We start from the raw sequence: 18,359 nt of genomic DNA, 5'->3' as shown, positions 1-18,359 counted from the left end.
CATTGATAATCTCAACGTTGAGATAACATCACCATGTGTGTGTGAACGTCAAGTCTGTGAACGTTGAGATTATTTCCGTTGAGAGGACTGGTTATGGCGGACGCGGTGGACGCGGTGATCGCACAGTGGAACAAGGAACGACCTGACCTCGACGTCTGGCCCATGGGCGTCGTCGGCAGGCTCTCGCGGCTGTCCCGCCTCGTGGAGCAGACGCTCAAGCGGTTCTTCGCCGAGCACGGGCTCGAGAGCTTCGAGTTCGACGTGCTGGCCACGCTGCGGCGCTCGGGCTCGCCGTACGAGCTGACGGCCGGGGCGCTGCTCAAGGCGGCGATGGTGACCTCAGGGGCCATCACCAACAGGATCGACAGGATGGAGGCCAAGGGCCTCGTCGAGCGCATCCGCGACAGCGAGGACCGCAGGTCGGTACGGATCAGGCTGACCCCGGAGGGGTTGCGCCTCGTCGACGAGCTGGTCGGGCTGCACGTCGAGAACGAGATCAGGATGCTCTCCGCGCTCGGCCCCGCCGAACGCGATCAGCTCAGCGGCCTGCTGCGCATGCTGCTCGAGTCGATGGGAGACACCTCACTCGACTGACCTCGGAGCGGGTCGGCACGCGGCTGTCGAGAGGACAGGAGCCTTGCCCGTTGAGAATCGAACGGGCAAGGCTGCCGTCCCTTCGGTGGACATGAAAAAAATAACCTATCCACTGCCTGATTCGATGGTTATTCGGGGCGCTGCCTCGTGCATTCTGAAAACGTCAATCACGTGCTTTCCGGTGCCCGCGAAAGCGTCGCGAAGGTCTCCCGTCGAGACCAAGTTCGCGCCGCAACGCGCACTCTATTGCCAACTGTGCGGCGACTACGGCAAATGGCCCGCGTGTCGCAGGGGGCGGCTGGGTAGAAGGACTTTCTCCAGGGAAAGATCGCGTGGTGAACCGATGACCAGGACCAGACGAGGACTGTCGGCCATCCTACTTTTCGGCTGCTTGGGAAGCGGGTATGGCACGCCTATTGCCGGGGAACTCGCCGTGACCGCGGCAGTGGAAATGCTCGGCGTCCCCTATTCGTGGGGCGGCGGCGGAGCGGACGGCCCGAGTTTTGGAAAGGGCCGCGGCGCGCTGACATTCGGATTCGACTGCTCGGGGCTCGCGCAGTACGCGTGGGCCCGGGCCGGGGTCCGCGTCGGGCGCACGGCGCGGGAGCAGTGGAAGAAAGGGTGGCGCGTCCCCGAGGGGCAGGTGCGGCCGGGGGATCTCGTCTTCTACGACAGCGATCCGGCGTCGCCGGGGCCCGAGCACGTGGGCATCGCCGTGGATGGGGAGAGGATCGTGCACGCGCCGTCCACAGGAGGGTACGTGACCTTCGCGCCGCTGATCAGGCGCGGATACATGGGCGCGGTCCGCCCCGCCGAGACGGCTCCGGCGACGTCTGTGGTCGCGACCGGATAACCGGAGATCTCCAGCGGGACGGACTCGCTTACTACCGTTTCAGGTGACGGTGAACCGCTCTGGAGCGTGGCCGTCATCTCCTGAAATGCCTGGGCTCGGCCAGGCGCGCGCCGTTCCAAACGGCGTTACCAGCCTCGTGCCATGCTGGGCGCGATGGGCGGTCCGCTCCAAAGAAGCGGACCGCACCGCTGACACCTGAAAGAACTGCGCCAGGAGGGGGATTGCAATTCATTTCATCGGGACGGATGGGTGTCAGAATTATCTCGCGTCCAGCGAGCGACGGACTAGTCCTCGCACCACTCGAACTCCTGCTGGTTGTTGGCCAGCAGGTTGACGGTGAGCGGGCTGTTCTGGAAGGTCAGAATGTTGCTCAGCACGCCACCGATGAGACCGCCGGCGGCGACGTTGGAGTTGTTGCACTCGTTGTCACCCTTCTCCGGCTTGGTGTAGTTGTCCGCGTGGGCGGCGGTACCCGCGAAGACGGTGGTGGCGATGGCTGCACCAACGAGAATGCGACGAAGCATGTTTGTTGTCCTCCGTTGAGATGGCCCGCGGATAACCGCTGCCGTTAGTTGTTTTATGGCGAGAGCACCAAAGCGCTCGGCAATCATAATGGATTATCGCTTGCTGGCTTTCAAGTGCAATCCCATCCTGCCAGGACCAAAGGTCAGTATTCTTTCGGTAGTCTTGGGGCTCTTCCTCTAAACCTGGACCCCCGAGAATCTATGTATTACGCGGGGCGTTCCTTGCCTGCGGTCGAGAAACGGTCCTCGTTTTTTTGTTCTCTCTTGGGCAGCGGAAAACTCAGGCCGGTCGGGCGAATCGGCGGGAGGTCGGGCCCGCTGACTCCGTTCTGGTGTCGCGTTGACTAGCCGGACATCTCGGCCGTCACCCCGAAAGCCCTACAGGAAAGGGGAAACGGCAGAATCCCTGTCAGGAACGGGCGATAGTCTCAGGGCGGACACTCCACACCTCCTTTAGCAAAGGAGGCGTCCTGGGGCATGCCGGCTGAGTATGTCCGGCCACAATGCCGCAAATGTCCTATATGTGCCATATCGCGCCATAATGACGCCGCGCCCGCGAGGCAAAATGCGACTGGAGTACTAATGGCGCGCTTTCGCGGGTATGTCCCTCTTTCTCTTTGAGTATCGAGTCTTGGGCGTCATATGGGGAGCGTTCACGGCTGACACGGTCATGCGCTGGGTAGATCGCCGCTACCCAGGTCTGTCACGAAGTTCGTACTTCTGCAGGCCATGCATGACACGAAATGGACAAAAATGACGATACAGACCGGCCTTCCGCAACGACGCGGAAGTGTTCGCAAGCTGACGCTGGCCACCCTCGCCATGGGTGCGCTCCTCCTGCCCTCCGCTCAGGCGTGGGGTGCGTCAGGCGCTGTTCTCGCCGGAGTCCAGACCGCGGCTCAGCCGGCGGTCCTCTCCTCGGTAAACTCGCCGCTCGGCTGGCGCAGCTGCTGCCACCGGAACCACGGGCACCGCTGCCGGTGCAAGCAGGGCCCCCGCGGTCCGCAGGGCCCCAGGGGTCCGCAGGGCGCCAGGGGTCCCCAGGGTCCTGCCGGTCCCAAGGGTCTTCAGGGCCCCAAGGGCGAACGAGGACCTGCGGGACCTGGTGGCAGTGTCGCCACCGCGTTCCTCAAGGACAAGAAGTACGTCGCGACGGCGACGAACGACGGCAGGACCCTCGTGCGCGACCAGCGCACCGGCTACTGGGAGGACCTGTCGACGGTGGAGGACTACCCGGGTAACGTCGTCGCCGTCGCCCTGGCGGTCTCGGGTCCCGAACTGCACGTCGTCGTGCGCAACGCCGAGGGCAAGATCGCGCACAGCTCGTGCACGGTGTACCCCAAGCCCGGCCACGACGACAACCAGGACTGGCCCGCCAACTGCTCGCCGTTCTGGGACCTGACCCCGCCGAGCTAACATCCCGCTCTCGCCCGCACAGGGCGCACGAGAGCCGGCCACCGCATGATCACCCGAGATCATGCGGTGGCCGTGGCGTGTCAGATGAAGGTGCGGGCGGTCCACAGCTCGGGAAAGACCGTGCGCGCCATGCTGCGCTCCAGCCAGACCAGTCCCGCCGACCCGCCGCTGCCGGCCTTGGCACCCATCGCCCGCCGTACGGCCTGCAGATGCTGGTATCGCCAGTCGCCGAAGCCCTCGGCCACGTCCGCCAGCGCCTCGCCGAGCATGCGCAGGTAGTTGCCTGGCCCGGTGTCGCCGTAGATCGACACCCACGCGTCGACGACTCCCTCGCCGCCGGCGACCAGGCCGCGGCGCTCCAGCAGCGCGATCACCTCGTCCCACAGTGATGGTGACTCCAGGCTGTCCACCAGCTCCGCGTAGACCTCGGGCTGGCGCCTGAACGGCCGGATCAGCGACTCCGTCTTGAGCCCGAGCGCGAACTCCAGGTGCCGGTACATCGCGGACTGGAAGCCGGAACCCTCACCCAGCAGGTCCCTGAAGCGGTTGAACTCGGCGGGCGTCATCCAGCGCAGCCCGCGCCAGGCGGCGTTGAGCCCGTCCAGATGCAGCGCTGCCCTGCGCAGCGGGGCGAGCGCGCCCCACACGTCGTCCTCGCGCAGCAGGCCCTGTGCCTGGCGCAGCTCGAAGCGGATCAGCCCGAAGTACAGCTCCATGATCTGGCTGATCATCAGGAAGGACATCTCGCCGGGGTCGTCGCTCAGCGTCCGCTGCAGCGTGTGCAGCGTGCTCGCGCGAACATACCGGTCGTACGGCACGTGACGGTCGAACTCGAGTGTCGGCGCACCGCCGTTGGCGTCGGCTCTCTCGTCCCTCTCGACGGCGGTGATCGGCATGACTTCCATGCGGCTCATCCTGCCTTCGCGACCCGTCAGGTGGAATGCCGATCGAACGGTCCTTAGGCTGTTTACCCCTACGTTCGTGGCGGATTTCGCCTTGCGGCCTTTGGAAGTGAAAGTGGACGATCTGGACTGGTTGTTGCTGGGTGAACTGCAGGCCGACGCTCGGCTGTCCTTCAGCGAGCTGTCGCGCAGGGTGCACCTGTCGCCTCCTGCGGTCGCCGAGCGGGTGCGCAAGCTGGAGGAATCGGGCGTCATCGGCGGTTACCGCGCGCACGTCGACCCACGGCACACCGGCCGCAGCGTGGTCGCGCTCGTCACGATGTCCTGCTACGGGCCTGGCTGCGTGCTGCGCCACCCGGAGATGCTCGACTCACCCGACATCTTCGAGGTGCACAGGGTGACCGGCGGCGCGTGCTGCGTGCTGCGGGTCGCGGTCGCCACGATGGAGGACTTCGAGTCACTGATCGACAGGCTCGCGGCGTACGGCACGCCGTCCAGCTCGATGGTCCTGTCCAGCCCCGTTCCCTGGCGGCCCACCTCGCCCTGACCAGCGGTGTAAGTGATCGTCAAGTGACGCTTCCTACGATCCGCCCCATGTTCAGACGTTGGTTATCGCTGACCTCCTATGCTCTCGCGGCTCTCCTCTTCGCGGTCAACGCGGCCGCCATGAACGCCATCGAGGACCTGGTCGCCATGGGCCATGACACCACCCCGTCCGCCGTCGGTTGGGCGGCGGACGCCTATCTCATCGCCCTGGCGGGGGTGCTGATCCCGCTGAAGGCGCGCAGGAGCGTGTTCGTCTCGGCGGTGGCGCTCTTCGGCCTCGCCTCGCTGGTGATCGCCTTCACCGAAGGGGCAGGCCTGCTGATCGGCGCGAGAGCCGTACAGGGACTGGCCGCCGCGGTGGCGCTCAGGGCCGGGCTCGCGCTCCTGGTGGCCGCCTTCCAAGGGGGCAGGATGTGGCCGTTGGTCGCGGCGGTGGCCGCGGCGATCGTCGTGGGTTACCTCGGCGGAGTCGTCTGGGGCGCCTACGTCGCCGAGATGTTCTCCTACAGGTGGATCTTCCTGGCCAACGTGGTGCCCGTCGCCCTGGTGGCGGCGACGTTCGTGCCGCGCGCGCCGCAACAGGAGATGGTCGGCGCACCCGCCTCCTGAAGGACCCGCCCGTCACGTCTGCGGGCGTCACCACAGGACCCCTTCGTCGCGATCGCCGGGTGTTGGGCGACACTGGTCGCGGCAGATCTCGGCGAGAGGGGACCCCCATGCGTTTCGGCCTCAAGGTCAACCCCGGCACCTGGCAGGAGGCGGCCCAATGGGCGCGGATCGCCGAGGAGGCGGGCTTCGACGGGTTGTGGACAGGCGACAACCTGCGCAACTCGCGTGATGCCGCCACACCGGTGCACGACGGGCCCACGATCATCACCGCGTGGGCCGCGATCACGACGCGGATCAGGGTGGGCCTGTTGATCGCCAACATGGCCTACCGGCGGCCGACCGTACTGGTCAAGCAGGCGGTGAGCATCGACCATGTCTCGGCGGGGCGGTTCGAACTCGGCATCGGCTCCGGCCTGTGGCCTGCCGACCACGCCATGGCCGGGGTGCCCTTCTGGGACCCCAGGGAGCGGGCGGAGCGCCTGCGCGAGTTCGTCGGCGTGGTCGACCGGCTGCTGTCGGGCGACACCGGCGACCAGGCCGGCCCGCACTACCCCCACGCGGGCGCGGCGCTGTCGCCCGCGCCGGTCCAGCCGCGCATCCCGCTCATCGTCGCCGCCAACGGGCCGAAGGGGCTCGCCGTGGTGGCCGACCACGCCGACGCATGGGTGACGTTCACGGGAGCCGCCGCCGAGGACGACTTCTACCAGGCCTCGGTCGAGCGCGGCAGGACCCTCGACGCGCTCTGCGGCGAGCGCGGCAGGCAGGTGCGCAGGATCCTGCTGGCGTACGGCTCGATCACGCCGTGGGCCTCGGTCGACGACTTCGCCAGGATGGTGGAGCGTTACGAGGCGATCGGCTTCGACGAGATCGTCTGCTACGCGCCCAAGCCCGAGGAGCGCGCCGTCTTCGACAAGGTCGTCAGCCGCTTCGCCTGACCGCTAGGGCTCGGCGTGCAGGTCCATGAAGCCGTCGAGCCCCTCGCGGTAGTAGGCGAGGTCGCTCTCCATCCTGGCCCGGGTGAAACGCTCGGGCTCGCGGGCGAAGGCGGCCCTGCCCATGTCCGTCCAGAACGAGTTCGCGCCCAGCTCTTCGGCGCCGTCGGGCACGAACTTCAGCGCCTCGGCGGCGGCGTCGGCGGCGAAGCGCCAGTCCGCCACGATGGCCGCGTACTTCTCGTCCGACGAGGGGTCGACGGCGAAGAACAGGCCCGCCTCGACCGCCCTGCGCCCGTAGGTGGCGCCCAGCAGCACCCACTGCCCCGGGTCGATCAGCTCGGAGATGCCCGTGCCGAAGGTCAGGCCGTCGCGCCGCGCCTCGGCCTCGGCCCGATGGGGGACGAACACCTCGGCGTCGTCGAGCCTGATCCGCCAGCCCTCTTCCTCCTCGGTCCGTACGGCACGCTCCGCCGCGCCCGGCCCCTCGCCGAGCACGGTCAGATCGAGGTGGACGTAGCCCTCGACGAGGGAGCGCGCGGAGCCCTCGCCGTAGACGCCGTCCAGCCATGACGGCTCGCCGGGGACCTCAGACATGGCGTGCCGCCAGGTCACGGTAGGTGTCACGGACGATCAGCAGGCGTTCGAGCCGGAAGCGGCCCGGCTCGGCCAGGCGCATCTGCCGTCCGCGCTCGGACCAGAACCCGTCGTCCGGCACCTCCTCCTGCCCCGGCGGGATGAACTTGACGACCTCCTCGACCGCCGCGGTGGCCACCGACAGCGTGCGGTGCGCCTCCTGACTGTCGTCGGCGGGCACGTTGCCCGCGGTCAGGTCGGCCACCCACATCCACTCGCCCGCGTCCAGAAGCTGGGAGGGCTCCTGGCCGCCGAACGTCGGATAGCCCGCCGGCATGACGGGCCGCTCGGGCAGCCCGAACAGGAACTCGCGAGCGGCGCCGCAGTCCTCGCACGTGCCCGCGTAGCGGTCGGCGAGCTCCCCTTCCACGCTGACCACCCCCCTGTCCCAGGTGGTCTCGACCGAACCGCACTCCTTGCACGGATGCAGGTCGAGGTACAGATGCGCCTCGTCCCTCGTCCGTGCGACCGCGAACGTCATAGCCTTCCTCTCCTCCGAAGCCCCCATCATGCCCTGAGCGAATCCTCCTGCACCCTCCTGCCGCAGACGCATGGCGCCTCCACAGGGCACAGGCAGGTGAAGGTGTACTCGCGCTCGGGCGGGTACCAGCCGGTCCCGTTGGCGATGCGGCGCATGCGCTCGAGGTAGTCACGCACGCCGCGCGGCTGCGGGCCGTCGATCAGCGCGGCGACCTGGTCGAGCAGCGCGCCGTTGACCGTGGCCCTGAACCTCTCCACGCCCCCGTTCATCAGCCCCATCTGGTGGGCGAGTTCGGCGAAGACGCGCATCCTGCTCGTTCGCTGCTGCGCCGTGGCCGTGGCCACCTGCCGTACGGCCTCGCCCAGTTCGGCGAGCGCGCGCAGGTCGTTCACGGTCAGCACGGTGGCGTTCGGGTCGCCGGAAAGGACCGTGGGGGACGTGGGCATGCCGAGCGCCTCCGCCAGGGCGCCGGCCACCAGGGAGGCCACCGCCCGCTCGTTGGCGCCGATCGAGAAATGGTTCGCGACGTGGTAGACGAGCACGCCGTCCTCGACGGCCACCATGCCAGGGTGGTCGCCCCGGGTGACGTGGACCGACATCGGCGGACTGCCGGGGAGCAGGATGTCGTAGATGCCCCTGCCGAGGTCGCGGACGGCGACGCCCATGGCGGTCGCCGTCCTTTCCACCGCCTGGGCGGTGGCGATCTCGGGCAGGGTGATCGACGTGCCCTGGATCGCCGCGATGTGCGCGGGGGACAGCTCTCCGGCTCTGGCGGCGGCCACCAGCCTGGCCGTCGCGCCAGGGGTGCCCTGGACGAGTCCCGCGGTCTCGGCCTCGGCCCGCAGCGCGGCGGAGACACCGCCTCGGGTCAGGAGTGAGGCGCCGGCCAGCGCCTCCGCGAGGCTACGGAGCCTGGCGAACGTCACCGCGTCGGGAACGCCGAAGGCGGGCGTTCCCGTCAGCAGGCCGGCGGGTGCGGGGCCCCGGCCCAGCAGGCTGGTGGCCGGACGTCCCGCCATCTGGGCGACGTGCCCCGCGATCCGGCCCGCGGCGTCGGCCGCGGCACTCGCCGCGTCGGCGTTCGACGAGACGCCGACCGTCAGCCCGGTGCCGGTCGGGAGGGACGCGGCGGTGTCCGTTTCCGTGAGCGCCAGCGTGAACGTGGAGGCGCCCGCGTTCACCGTGAACACGCCGGGGCGATCCGTGGGCGTGATCGACGCCACACCCGCCTGGGTCGCGAGCGTTCGCAGCGCGTCGGGCGAGGTCGGCAGCGCCCCGACGGCCGCGCCCACAGAGGGGGAACCTCCCCCGCCGAGCAGGTCCGCGATCGTGATCTTCGATGGTCCGGTCTCCGTGACTCTCGGCCCCGATCCCCAGGGGGGCAGGGGCGGTGTGTGCCCGCGCCTGGTGATGTCGGCCGCGATGGTGTCGATCGCGTCGGCGATAGAGCTCTGCGTGACGGGGTCGGTGGCCTGCGCCCACTTGCGCGACATGTGGGCGTGCTCGTTGAGACGCGGCGTCAGGCAGTGATCGGTGCCCTCCGCGTGCTCGCTCTCCGACAGGGAGGTCCTCGCGGCCCCCTGCGGCGCACCCGCGGCGGCGGCCGCCTGCTCCTGGGCGACGTGCGTGATCTCGTGCACCAGGACGGACGACACCACGGCGGGGTGCGTCCCCGGGGCGATCCAGGTGAGATGCGGGTCCTCGGCCGTGCCCGACCGCAGGTCCGTGGAGCCGAGCAGGCCGTCGCCCGGGACGCCCACGGCCACACGCATGTGCTGGTCGACGCCCCCATGCGACACGACCAGGATCGCGTGGTCTCCCACGGTGCCCGGCGTGACCGGCAAGCCTTGCGCGTTCGTCCATGTCAACCCGTCGACGCCGATGTCGCCGGCCGCGACGTCCTGGCCGACGAGCTCCGGCATGGACAGGGCAGGCATGTCGGCGGGCCTGGCGTGGGCGTCGTACAGGGTGCCGGGTATCGCCGGCGAGGGCGCGCTGATGCCGCCTGCGGCGGCGCCGCCGGCGTTCTGCGCGCTGGCGAGCTGGCCGGCGCTGCCGCCGTCGGGTGCCGCGCTCTCCGCCTGCTGAACCGGCCAGGTGGGCTTGGCCGGTTCGACGTTCACGTTCCTGACCTTCAGGTAGGCGATCACCTGGTCGGTGAACGTGCCGAGAACCGTCGAATCCATGAAGATCTCGTACAGGTCGACGCCGGGGTTGGCCTCCAGGGCGTCGAGCACCTCGGGCGGCAGCGTGGCGATCGCCTCGGCGAAGCCGCCGTCCGCCGTCATGCTGTGGATCGAGCCGTTCGGAGCCGCCACGTAGGTGTGCTTCTTGCCGTCCTTCCTGATCTCCACGGAGTACAGCTCGCCGGTCTCCCTGGCCTTGATCCTCGCGTTCGTGAGCTGCTGGACCAGGCTCATCTCCGCGAGCTCGGGGACGAAGCGGTATGTCGGCCTGCCGTCCTCGTCGAAGTTCCAGCGGACGCTGTATCCCCGCGCCTGCATGGCCCTGATCTCCTTCAGGTCAGCCTCGAAGATGGCCATGTCCACCACGCTCGTGGCGGCGCCCGGCATGAACTTGGGCTTGCCCTGCGACTTCTCGACGCCGTCCGGCAGGCGAGCCATGTCCTGGAAGGTCAGGTCCCAGTCCACGCGGGCACGGATGAGCACCACCTTGCCCTTCATGAACTCGCTGGCCTCCACACGACGCCCGTTGACCTCGCTGACGCCTTCCGAGGCCTGCTCGCCTGCGGAGATGCCGCTCGAGGTGCCGCTGCCTTCGTTCGAGTCGCCCATGCTGCCGGCGACGGGCAGCACGCGGCTGCGCCCGGTTCCCAGGTTGGAGGTGCGCATCTCGCGGTCGACCTCGCCGAGCTCGGCCTCGAACGGCTCGGTCAGCACCTCCAGGTCCGACAGGTGCCCCTCGACCTGGACGTTGGTGCCCTGGTTGCGGAAGCCCTTGCGCACGTTGCGGATCAGCGGGTACCCGCCCTCGCCGGCCAGCTGACCGAACCGGCTGGCCAGCGACACGGGCGAGGTCCTGGCCTCCAGCTCGATCAGGTCCTTCTGCGACAGCCGCTCGCCCCTCTTCGACAGCTCGGCGACGATCACGTCGAACAGGGTCGGCTTGTTCGGAGCGTCCTGGATCGAGGACACCATGAACTTCGGAGGGATGTGGAAGCGTCGGGTGTCGACCACTCTCTTCGTGTTCTCTGAGGTGCTCGCCGGCCTGGTCATGCCCTTCGGCAGCAGGCGGACGAGCTGGGCGTCGAGCCTGATCGGGCCGGCTTTCCTGGTCTTGCGCGTGACCCAGTCGACCGCCTTCCGCGTTCTCGTCCTGAAGGGTCCCCGACGCATCGGGGCGACTTCCACGGTGATCTCGAGGGTGTACTCCTGCATGAGCCGGTCCAGGCCGCCGAACTGGGCGAACCGCTGCATCTTGGTGCGCTGCTCGCTCACGTTGGCCGAGAACGACCGGCCCCTGTCGGTCGACAGCCCGAGGCTGTCGCCGTCGACCTTGTCGCCGCTCGACTCTTCAAGGCCGAAGCCGTTGGAGGCGTTGTAGCCCCGGGACACGCCGGTCTCCAGGTATCCGTAGAGCTGCCTGATGAGGCCGGCGTGCGGGTTGTGCCCGATGAGCTTGCCCTTGTCCGCCTCCCCCTTGGGCACCAGCTTCGCCCGTACGGTGACCAGCTCGGATCGGCCCGAGGTCGTGTTGACCACGGTCGGGTAGCCCTTGACGAACCCGCGATCGCTGAGCATGGCGTCGAGGTAGCCCTCGGACCGGTCGATCGCCAGGTCGCCGCTGAGACTGCGGGCGAAGGTCGGGTCGTTCGCGAGCGCTCCCGGCGCGACCTGGTCGACGGCCGCCGTGACCGCGTCGAGCATGCCGACGGGCTGTTTCGTGTCGGGGTCCGTCATGGTGAAGGACTCCACCCCGCTCAGGCCCATCACCCCCGCGTACTGGGGCGCCACCTGGACGTTGCTCAGCTCCTCCGTCAGGGCGATCGCGCGGCTCAGCGCGCCGTCCAGCAGCTCCTCCGGGGTCTTGCCCTGGGCGTCGGGGTCGGCCATGGCGGGGGCCAGGCCATCGACCTTGGCCAGCGCCTTCATCAGGGCCTCGGGCGTGTGCTCGTCGGCGAAGGAGACGTCCTCGTTCCTCGCGCGTGCCTCCTGCACGGCGGCGAGATACCTCGGGAGGAGTGAGGTGGCCAGGGACCTGTCCAGCGTCAGTGTGCCGTTGATGAACCTCTCCACGGCGTCGCCCACGTCCTGGAGGGACATGCTGTCCTTCCCGTCGGCGTAGGAGAGCAGCATGTGGTACTCGGGAACGAACATGAGCACCTTCGCGCGCCGGTGCGTGGACTTGGGCGTGCCCGGCATGTTGCCGCCCAGCTCCGCCGGGTTGGCCTTCCCCTCGGTTCCGGTGATCGCGAGGTCGACCTCGGCGATGATCGGGATGTGGTTGCCCAGCAGGATGGTCAGCACCTCGACGCCGAAGATGTCGAGAATGGACTTGCCCCTCGACCGTCCGGCGGAGCGGGAGTGGTTGCCCGAGCCGCCGTCCCTGGAAGCCCCGTGGTCGTCGAGGTCGGACATGCTGAGCGACGAGCCGGTGCCGTAGCCCAGGCTGCCGCCCCACGAGATCCCCGCGCTGCCCAGCGAGAGGCCGATGTCGCCCATCACGAACGCGATCGGCTCCAGGACGGTGCCGCCGGTCATGTCGCCCGAGATGGTGAAGCCCGCCTGCGTCGGCAGCGCCCCCTGGGGTCTGACGCCGAGGCCTGCGCCGTACTGGCCGAGGTACCACTCGGGATGCGCGATGAGGCTGCGCACGTTGGCGGCCGCGGCGAGATAGTGGAAGGCGGGCGAATCGGGCCGCATCCCGGTCGACAGCACCTCCTTCAGGGCCTGCTCCATGCCCGTCGTGTCCATGTGCGCCACCATCGCGTGGGGCATCAGATCGGCGAGCGCCTCCTGGCTGATCGTGTGCGTGTGCCGTGGCTTCGCGGATGGCAGCAGGTCGGCGGCGAAGACCAGCTGGGCCCTGCCGTCCACCGCATCGACCGAGTCCACCTTCGTGCCGTTGCGGAAGATGTCGGCGGACAGCTCGTGCTCCATGTTGATGAGCGCCACCTCGCCGTCGCTCTCACCGAGCCCCACGCGGTTGTACGTGGTCGCCGCGCTCGAGCCGATGTTGCGGGAGTAGGAGGCGTTCGCGGAGCCGCCGACCTTGTGCGTCAGCCCGTCCTGGCCCTCCTCGGGACCGTCGCCGAAGCCCAGGGAGCCTTCGGCCCCCATGTTCCATCCCCTGCCGCTGGCGCGGCCCGCGGTGTCGGAACCGATGTCGAGGTTGACCACGGCCAGGCCCTCGGTACGGCCGACGTACCGCGTCCGCGGATCCTTGAACTTCTGCTTGAGCTTGACGTTCACCGTGTAGTGCTCGGGCGCGCGGTTGAACCCGTAGTGGACCAGGTCGATCGGGATGCCGTCCTGGGCCGCCTGGTCGTAGCCGGCCTCGAGCCGCTGCGGGTTGACCTGGCGGAGGACCTCGCGCAGGTTGGCCCGCTGACTGGCCTGCTCGAGCCGGTTGCCCGAGTACTCCAGGGTGCCGTCGTCGTTGACCTTCGGGACCACGCCGTGCACGCTGAGCTTCTTCAGCAGCTCGAGCGCGAATTCGTCCACTCCCTCCAGCTTCTGCACCAGGGCGGGTCCCGCGCCTCTCAGCTGGCCAGGACCATCTCCCAGCCATGACGGGGGCTGGCCCAGCCTGCCCTTGGGCGGGTCCTTCTTCGGGTCGTCGACGAGCACGGGAACGCCGTCGTCGCCGAGGATGGGCTTGCCCTTGTCCCTCATCAGCGCGTCGCGGCTGACCGGCAGGCCGTAGCGGTAGGCGTCGGCCTCGGGCATCCTGATCAGTGCCCGGCTGTCGCCGCGGACGGGGCGCCTCGCCTGCGCCCCCGTCAGGTGCTGGACCGACACCTCGTGCACGACCCGCACCTGGTAGCCCTGGGTGTGGCCGGTGATGCGCTGGACGCTCGGGTGGATGGCCTGGTCGTTCACGAAGGCGGACTGGGACCTGGAGACCGACCGCGAGCCCTTCCAGCCCGGTCCGATCGTCGGGGTGTACTCGCCCGGCCCGTCGACGTTCTCCAGCTCGGAGAACCCGAGCCCTCCCGAGAGGAACGCGTTCATGAAACCGCTGACACCGCCGCCGCCGGCGGCGACGGAGAAGCCGACGCGCAGCCGCTCCATCCAGTGGTCGCGGCTTCGCCCGCCCACCATGACCGCCGATTCCACGACGACCCGGGACTTCACCGTCACGGTCGCGATGGGTCTGCCGGTGTCGTCGGTGATGTCGCGGATCATGCCCAGCTTGCTGTTGACCGCCTCGCCGAGATTGCTCGGCAGATCCTCGGTCATCATGATGCGGACCTGGTCGCGGACGACGCTCCCGAACGCCGTGTGCTCGTCGTCGAACTCGGCCAGGACGTCGTCGGCCAGCTTGTTCAGCCCGGACATGTTGCTGACGACGGACTCGGGCAGCACGTTCACCCGCTTGGCGGGGTCGATGTATTCCGGGCTGCCAGGGGCCTGGTCGGCGTAGGTGTGCGCGACCCAGAACCGCATGGAGTTCGCGTCATCCGGATGACCGGAGGCGACCGTGATGCCGTCCTCCCAGCCGTTGGTCTTGGCGGACCTGATCTGGACGGTCCAGGTGGCGGCGGCGTCGAACAGCATCGACTCGCCCCTGTTGTCCTCGACCGTTCCGCCCAGGAAGTACTCGGCCGAGCTGGGGCCGCGCGACCATCCGCGTCCGGCCGCGGCACCGACGGACGGGTCGGTGATGTCGAGGAGGGCCTTGGCCCACCCGCCTTCGGGCGCGAACTGGGCGAGCTTGATCCCCCCGTTGAAGCCGGTGCTGCCCGCTTCGGTGGCTTTGATGGTCCTGCCGCCCTGAGGCAGCGTGCCGAGCATGATCTCGGATGCCTTGACCTCGGGGTTGAGGATCTCGACCATGTCGGCGAGGTCGAGCTTGATCTTGATCTCGGCCGACTGCTCGCCGTCGCCCACCCGCATGACCAGTCCGTCGTTCGAGACGATGACCCGGAAGTCGGCGCGGATGATGTGCTCGAGCTCGCTGGGCGTGAACCGCTGGTTCACGCCCTTCGTCTTCAGCAGCTCGTTGAGCTCGTCGGTCAGCTTGGTCAGGTGCGGCAGCCTGGCCGTCGGAAGCGCCGAGGACAGCGTGACCGCCAGCGGGAGCGCCTTGTCCACCGCCGCCTTGTACTGCGTGTGCAGCTCGCCCGCCGTACGAAGCGCGTCACGTGCGGTGGCCGCGGCCAGGACCTTCTCCTGGCCGGAGGACCGCTCGGACAGGACCGTGGCGCCGAGCGCCTTCTCGTAGGCCGCGCGCGTCTGCTTCGCCTTGGCCAGCGCCTGCTCGTACGCCTGGGCGATCCGCAGGTCCCGCTCCTGCTTGGCGAGGTGCTTCTCGCTCTCCTTCTCCTCCTTGCGGGCCCGCGCGTCCTTGGCCCTGTCCTTCATCTTGGACTGCTTCTCGGCCTCCTTCGTGGCCGCTTTGGCGTCCTCGCCTGCCTTCTCCGCGCTGTCCTGCTTGCTCTTGATCTGCGTGGCGAGCTCGGCCTCCGCCCTCACAAGGGCGTCGATCACCTCTCGTAACGCCTCTTCGGTGGCGGCGCCCGTCAACGTGTTGGGCGTGTGGACGGACCGGTCGACGGTGGTGGGGGTCCACGGCGGAGTGGGCGGCACGTGTCCATGGGCGCGTAATTCGCGGGCGACGCCGTCCAGGTCGAGCCGGATCCTCTGGCGCTCCGGCGACTGGGGGGTGGCGAGCCACTGGCGGGCCAGGAAGGCGTGCTCGTTGAGCCGCGCGGGTACGCACTCGTCGACGGTCTCCTTCCTGCCGCCGCCGGGGAGCATCCTGCGGACGACGCCCTGCTTCTGCGAGGCGGGGGTGGCCAGCCTGTGCAGGGTGTCGGTGATCTCGTGCAGCCAGATCCTGGCGACCTGGTCGTCGGCGACCGTCGCGTTGAACGTGACCATGTGCGGCGTCGTCGAGGAGTCCGCGCTGACCGTCGTCTCGGCCATGAGGCCGGCGGGGTCGATGTTGAGCAGCCGGGGGCGGAAGTGCTGCTCGCCGTGCGACTGGGTGGTGACGATCAGCGTCAGGCCGTCCCATTCCCAGCTCAGCACGCCCTCGTTCTGGAAGTCGGACGCCAGGAGTTCGTCGATGGCGGCGTGGATCCTGCCGAGGGACAGCCGTGACCCGTCGGGCCTGGCGTCGGTGACGAACCTCGTGCCCGCGACGGGACGGGCGGTGACCGTGCCGGGGCGGCTGGCGACGGGCGCGGGGGCGGGGGAGGTGACCGCGCTGAACTCCATGACCTCGGTCAGCGCCGCCAGTGCCTGGGTCCGCAGCATGGCGGGAGAGCTGTGGGCGTGGGCCGAGGCTTCCAGGGTGAAGCGGAGGCGGGCGAGCAGGTCACCGCTGATCACGTAGTCGCCCCGGGCGTCGGACACCACCAGGCTGCCGTCGGCCAGTTCGACGGCGGCGGGGGCGAGGCTGCTCACGGCGTACCGCATGGCGCCGTGGGCGCGCAGTCCCGCGGGCTGCGCGGCGGCCAGGAGAGGGGAGAACTCGTCCTGCGCGGCGTCGGCCAGCTGGGCGTCCAGCATGATCTTGGCGTCGGCGCGCAGCTGGGTGTCGCCGACCTGCCGCGCGCGTTCCTGGAGCCTGTTGGTGAGGCGGTTGACGGCGGCGGCGGGCAGGACGACGTCGGTGTCGCCCATGGGGACGATGAGGCTGCCGTCCGGGAGCATGACGGTGTTCGGGTAGTTGTCGATGAGCGTGCTGGTCACCGCGTCCCTGGCTCTGGCGGCGTGCAGCACACCGCCCTGGGCGAGCTGGGTGTCCTGATCCCGGGTGCCGTTCCTGCCGTCGGTGGACGGAGACGTGTCTTCCCCCGCGGGTGCGGTGGCGGTGTCCGGAGCGTTCTGGGCATCGGTGTCGGGCACGCCGTCGGGCGCGGTGTCGGGCACGCCGTCGGATCCGGCCTCGGGCGCGCCGTCCGGCACGCCGTCGGATCCGGTCTCGGGTGCGGTGCCGGCGCTGACGTCGGTGTCCGCCGAGGTGTCGCCACCGGTGTCGCCCGTCGTCTCGCCGGCCGCCGGTTCGCCCGCCTGCTGCGCGCCGGTGCCGTCCCCCGCCTGCGGCGAGAGGGGCGCGGGGTCGGTGGCGGACTCGCCGGTGGCCGCCGCGGGGGACGCCGGGTCGGACATGACGGCAGGTTCGGAGGTGGTCGCCGCCGAGGGGGTGCCGGTGGGCCGCGACCGCTCGTCCCGCTCGTCCTGCTCCTCCCGCTCGTCGGGAGCGGGAGCCGTCTGGCGGTCGGGGTCCGTCGCACGGTCGGGGTCCGTCGTGCGCCGCGAACCCGAAGGGTCCAGGTCGCCTTGAGGCGTTGCCCGCCTGCCCGCGTCCCCCGGGTCCTGGCTCGCCTGCCCCGCGTGCGGGCTCCCCGCGCCGACCGGCTGGCTGGGCCTGGTGCTCGTGGAGGTGGTGTTCACCGGCGAGGGCGCGGTGGGAACGGGGGCGGTCCCGGCGGTCGGGCCGGGTCCGTTGGGGCCGCCGTCCGGGCCGTTGGGCATGGGCGAGCCGGGGGGCGGAGACCCGCCGTACGGTCCGGTCATGCCCGCGCGTGCCGCGTCGGACGCGGCGGCCAGATCGTAGGCGGTGGCGAGCGAGGTGGTGGGGTGGGCCAGCGCGGTGAAGACCTCAGGGTTGAAGGGGCTGATCGACGTGGTACGTCCGACGCCGCCCCAGAACGCGCCCTGCAGCGCCTCCTCGCTGAACGGGTTGGTCCACTGGCCGTAGACCACCCCGTTCGCCACGAAGCTGCCCGCGGGCGAGGCCACCATGTTGGTGAGGCCCGTGTTCAGCGCCCGTCCCGCGAAGCCGGGCACGCCGCTGGTGATGCGGGAGACCGGCCCCGCGACGCCCATGCCGACGACGGCGCCGGTACCCGCGCCGATCAGCGCGGCCCGCGACTTCTGCCAGTCCCACTCCTCTCTGGTGCCCATCTGGATCTGCTGGTGCTGGGCCCAGCCGTCGATGAAGCCCTCCTCGCCCATCTCCTCGACGAGCTCCTTGCCGACCGGCGAGCCCAGGACGCGGGTGATGAGACCGCGGCCCGTCGCGCCGCTCAGCGCGGTGACCCTGGCCAGGTTGACCGCGCCCACCTCCCTGCCCGCCAGGGTGGCGAGCCGGACGAGGATACGGCTGATGGCCGCACGGGCCGCCGCGGCGTAGGGGCCGACCAGCGGGGCGGTCGAGCCCGCGGTGAAGAAGGCGGTGAACAGCCAGATGGCGATGGCGACGACCGTGACCCAGAAGGCCACGTTGATGGACAGCTTGGAGTACTGCGTCTCGACGGCGAAGTCGCTGGTCTTGGCCGAGTACGCGGCCGAGTTCCTGCGCACGCCCGCCACGCCGGACTGCGAGCCGAACAGGGTCCTGGCCCACTGCGTGAACGTGGCGGTGGAAGGCGCCTGGTAGCCCGAGACGATGGCACGGACCGCCTTGCCCGCCGGTTCGGTGTACGGCTGCATGCCGTCGCCGAGCGCGTCCCACGCCTGGGCGAGCTCCGACAGCTTGCTCTCGCTGGCCTCGGGCCACTTCTGACCCGCCGACAGCAGCGGGATCACCACGTAGACCACCCAGTCGGGCAGGGCGTCGGTCTCCCACGCGGGAGTGACGTCCCTGTCGATCTTGACCGCGCCTTGGCGGCTGGCCTGACCGCCCTGCCCGATCGTGTCCGTGCCAATGGAGTTCGTGGTCACGCAGCCC

The 18,359-nt window shown here is 69.6% G+C and carries 11 protein-coding genes; 6 read left to right on the top strand and 5 right to left on the bottom strand.

Annotation, left to right across the window (positions count from 1 at the left end):
* Positions 1-78: 78 nt before the first annotated feature.
* Both ACFSKW_RS24200 and ACFSKW_RS24195 read left to right on the top strand, forming a co-directional pair.
* Positions 79-594 (top strand): MarR family winged helix-turn-helix transcriptional regulator, encoded by a 516-nt coding sequence (locus ACFSKW_RS24200; protein WP_379574664.1) that lies wholly within the window; start codon positions 79-81, stop codon positions 592-594.
* A 433-nt stretch (positions 595-1,027) separates the two neighbouring features.
* Positions 1,028-1,447, top strand: a complete 420-nt coding sequence (locus ACFSKW_RS24195) for a C40 family peptidase (RefSeq protein ID WP_379574662.1) — start codon at positions 1,028-1,030, stop codon at positions 1,445-1,447.
* 284 nt (positions 1,448-1,731) lie between these two features.
* Here ACFSKW_RS24195 and ACFSKW_RS24190 read toward each other — a convergent pair whose 3' ends face one another.
* Positions 1,732-1,971: a hypothetical protein gene (locus ACFSKW_RS24190; protein ID WP_379574661.1), complete on the bottom strand. Its 240-nt coding sequence runs from the start codon at positions 1,969-1,971 to the stop codon at positions 1,732-1,734.
* 753 nt (positions 1,972-2,724) lie between these two features.
* Between ACFSKW_RS24190 and ACFSKW_RS24185 the strand changes: the two genes are divergently transcribed.
* Positions 2,725-3,387 carry a hypothetical protein gene (locus ACFSKW_RS24185; protein WP_379574660.1) on the top strand — a complete coding sequence of 221 codons (663 nt, stop codon included), beginning with the start codon at positions 2,725-2,727 and terminating at the stop codon, positions 3,385-3,387.
* A gap of 80 nt (positions 3,388-3,467) precedes the next feature.
* Here ACFSKW_RS24185 and ACFSKW_RS24180 read toward each other — a convergent pair whose 3' ends face one another.
* Positions 3,468-4,292, bottom strand: a complete 825-nt coding sequence (locus ACFSKW_RS24180; protein ID WP_379574659.1) for a tryptophan 2,3-dioxygenase — start codon at positions 4,290-4,292, stop codon at positions 3,468-3,470.
* Positions 4,293-4,404: 112 nt separating this feature from the next.
* Between ACFSKW_RS24180 and ACFSKW_RS24175 the strand changes: the two genes are divergently transcribed.
* From ACFSKW_RS24175 to ACFSKW_RS24165, 3 genes are all read left to right on the top strand, one after another.
* Positions 4,405-4,836, top strand: a complete 432-nt coding sequence (locus ACFSKW_RS24175; protein ID WP_379574658.1) for an Lrp/AsnC family transcriptional regulator — start codon at positions 4,405-4,407, stop codon at positions 4,834-4,836.
* A gap of 47 nt (positions 4,837-4,883) precedes the next feature.
* The gene (locus ACFSKW_RS24170) at positions 4,884-5,444 is read left to right on the top strand and encodes an MFS transporter (RefSeq protein WP_379574657.1); all 561 of its coding nucleotides are present in this window, start codon (positions 4,884-4,886) and stop codon (positions 5,442-5,444) included.
* A gap of 107 nt (positions 5,445-5,551) precedes the next feature.
* Positions 5,552-6,379: an LLM class flavin-dependent oxidoreductase gene (locus ACFSKW_RS24165; protein WP_379574656.1), complete on the top strand. Its 828-nt coding sequence runs from the start codon at positions 5,552-5,554 to the stop codon at positions 6,377-6,379.
* A 3-nt stretch (positions 6,380-6,382) separates the two neighbouring features.
* Here ACFSKW_RS24165 and ACFSKW_RS24160 read toward each other — a convergent pair whose 3' ends face one another.
* The 3 genes from ACFSKW_RS24160 to ACFSKW_RS24150 are packed head-to-tail and all read right to left on the bottom strand — an operon-like array spanning position 6,383 to position 18,352.
* Entirely contained in the window at positions 6,383-6,973 is a 591-nt protein-coding gene (locus tag ACFSKW_RS24160; RefSeq protein ID WP_379574655.1) for a hypothetical protein, read from the bottom strand.
* Positions 6,966-7,493, bottom strand: a complete 528-nt coding sequence (locus ACFSKW_RS24155) for a hypothetical protein (protein WP_379574654.1) — start codon at positions 7,491-7,493, stop codon at positions 6,966-6,968. The genes ACFSKW_RS24160 and ACFSKW_RS24155 overlap by 8 nt, the downstream gene beginning before the upstream one ends.
* Positions 7,494-7,519: 26 nt before the next feature.
* Positions 7,520-18,352, bottom strand: coding sequence for a WXG100-like domain-containing protein (locus tag ACFSKW_RS24150; RefSeq protein WP_379574653.1), 10,833 nt, complete (start codon positions 18,350-18,352; stop codon positions 7,520-7,522).
* Positions 18,353-18,359 lie beyond the last annotated feature (7 nt).

It is taken from the genome of Nonomuraea mangrovi, assembly GCF_042681425.1.
GTDB classification, from domain to species: Bacteria; Actinomycetota; Actinomycetes; order Streptosporangiales; family Streptosporangiaceae; genus Nonomuraea; species Nonomuraea mangrovi.
Note: the sequence above shows the minus strand (reverse complement) of the source record. Positions and strands in the feature narration are given on the sequence as shown.

Excerpts from the sequence above, each read along its gene's own strand:
- ACFSKW_RS24190 (WP_379574661.1), bottom strand. The coding sequence starts at position 1,971 with ATGCTTCGTCGCATTCTCGTTGGTGCAGCCATCGCCACCACCGTCTTC.
- ACFSKW_RS24185 (WP_379574660.1), top strand. The coding sequence starts at position 2,725 with ATGACGATACAGACCGGCCTTCCGCAACGACGCGGAAGTGTTCGCAAG.
- ACFSKW_RS24180 (WP_379574659.1), bottom strand. The coding sequence starts at position 4,292 with ATGGAAGTCATGCCGATCACCGCCGTCGAGAGGGACGAGAGAGCCGAC.
- ACFSKW_RS24170 (WP_379574657.1), top strand. The coding sequence starts at position 4,884 with ATGTTCAGACGTTGGTTATCGCTGACCTCCTATGCTCTCGCGGCTCTC.
- ACFSKW_RS24165 (WP_379574656.1), top strand. The coding sequence starts at position 5,552 with ATGCGTTTCGGCCTCAAGGTCAACCCCGGCACCTGGCAGGAGGCGGCC.
- ACFSKW_RS24160 (WP_379574655.1), bottom strand. The coding sequence starts at position 6,973 with ATGTCTGAGGTCCCCGGCGAGCCGTCATGGCTGGACGGCGTCTACGGC.
- ACFSKW_RS24155 (WP_379574654.1), bottom strand. The coding sequence starts at position 7,493 with ATGACGTTCGCGGTCGCACGGACGAGGGACGAGGCGCATCTGTACCTC.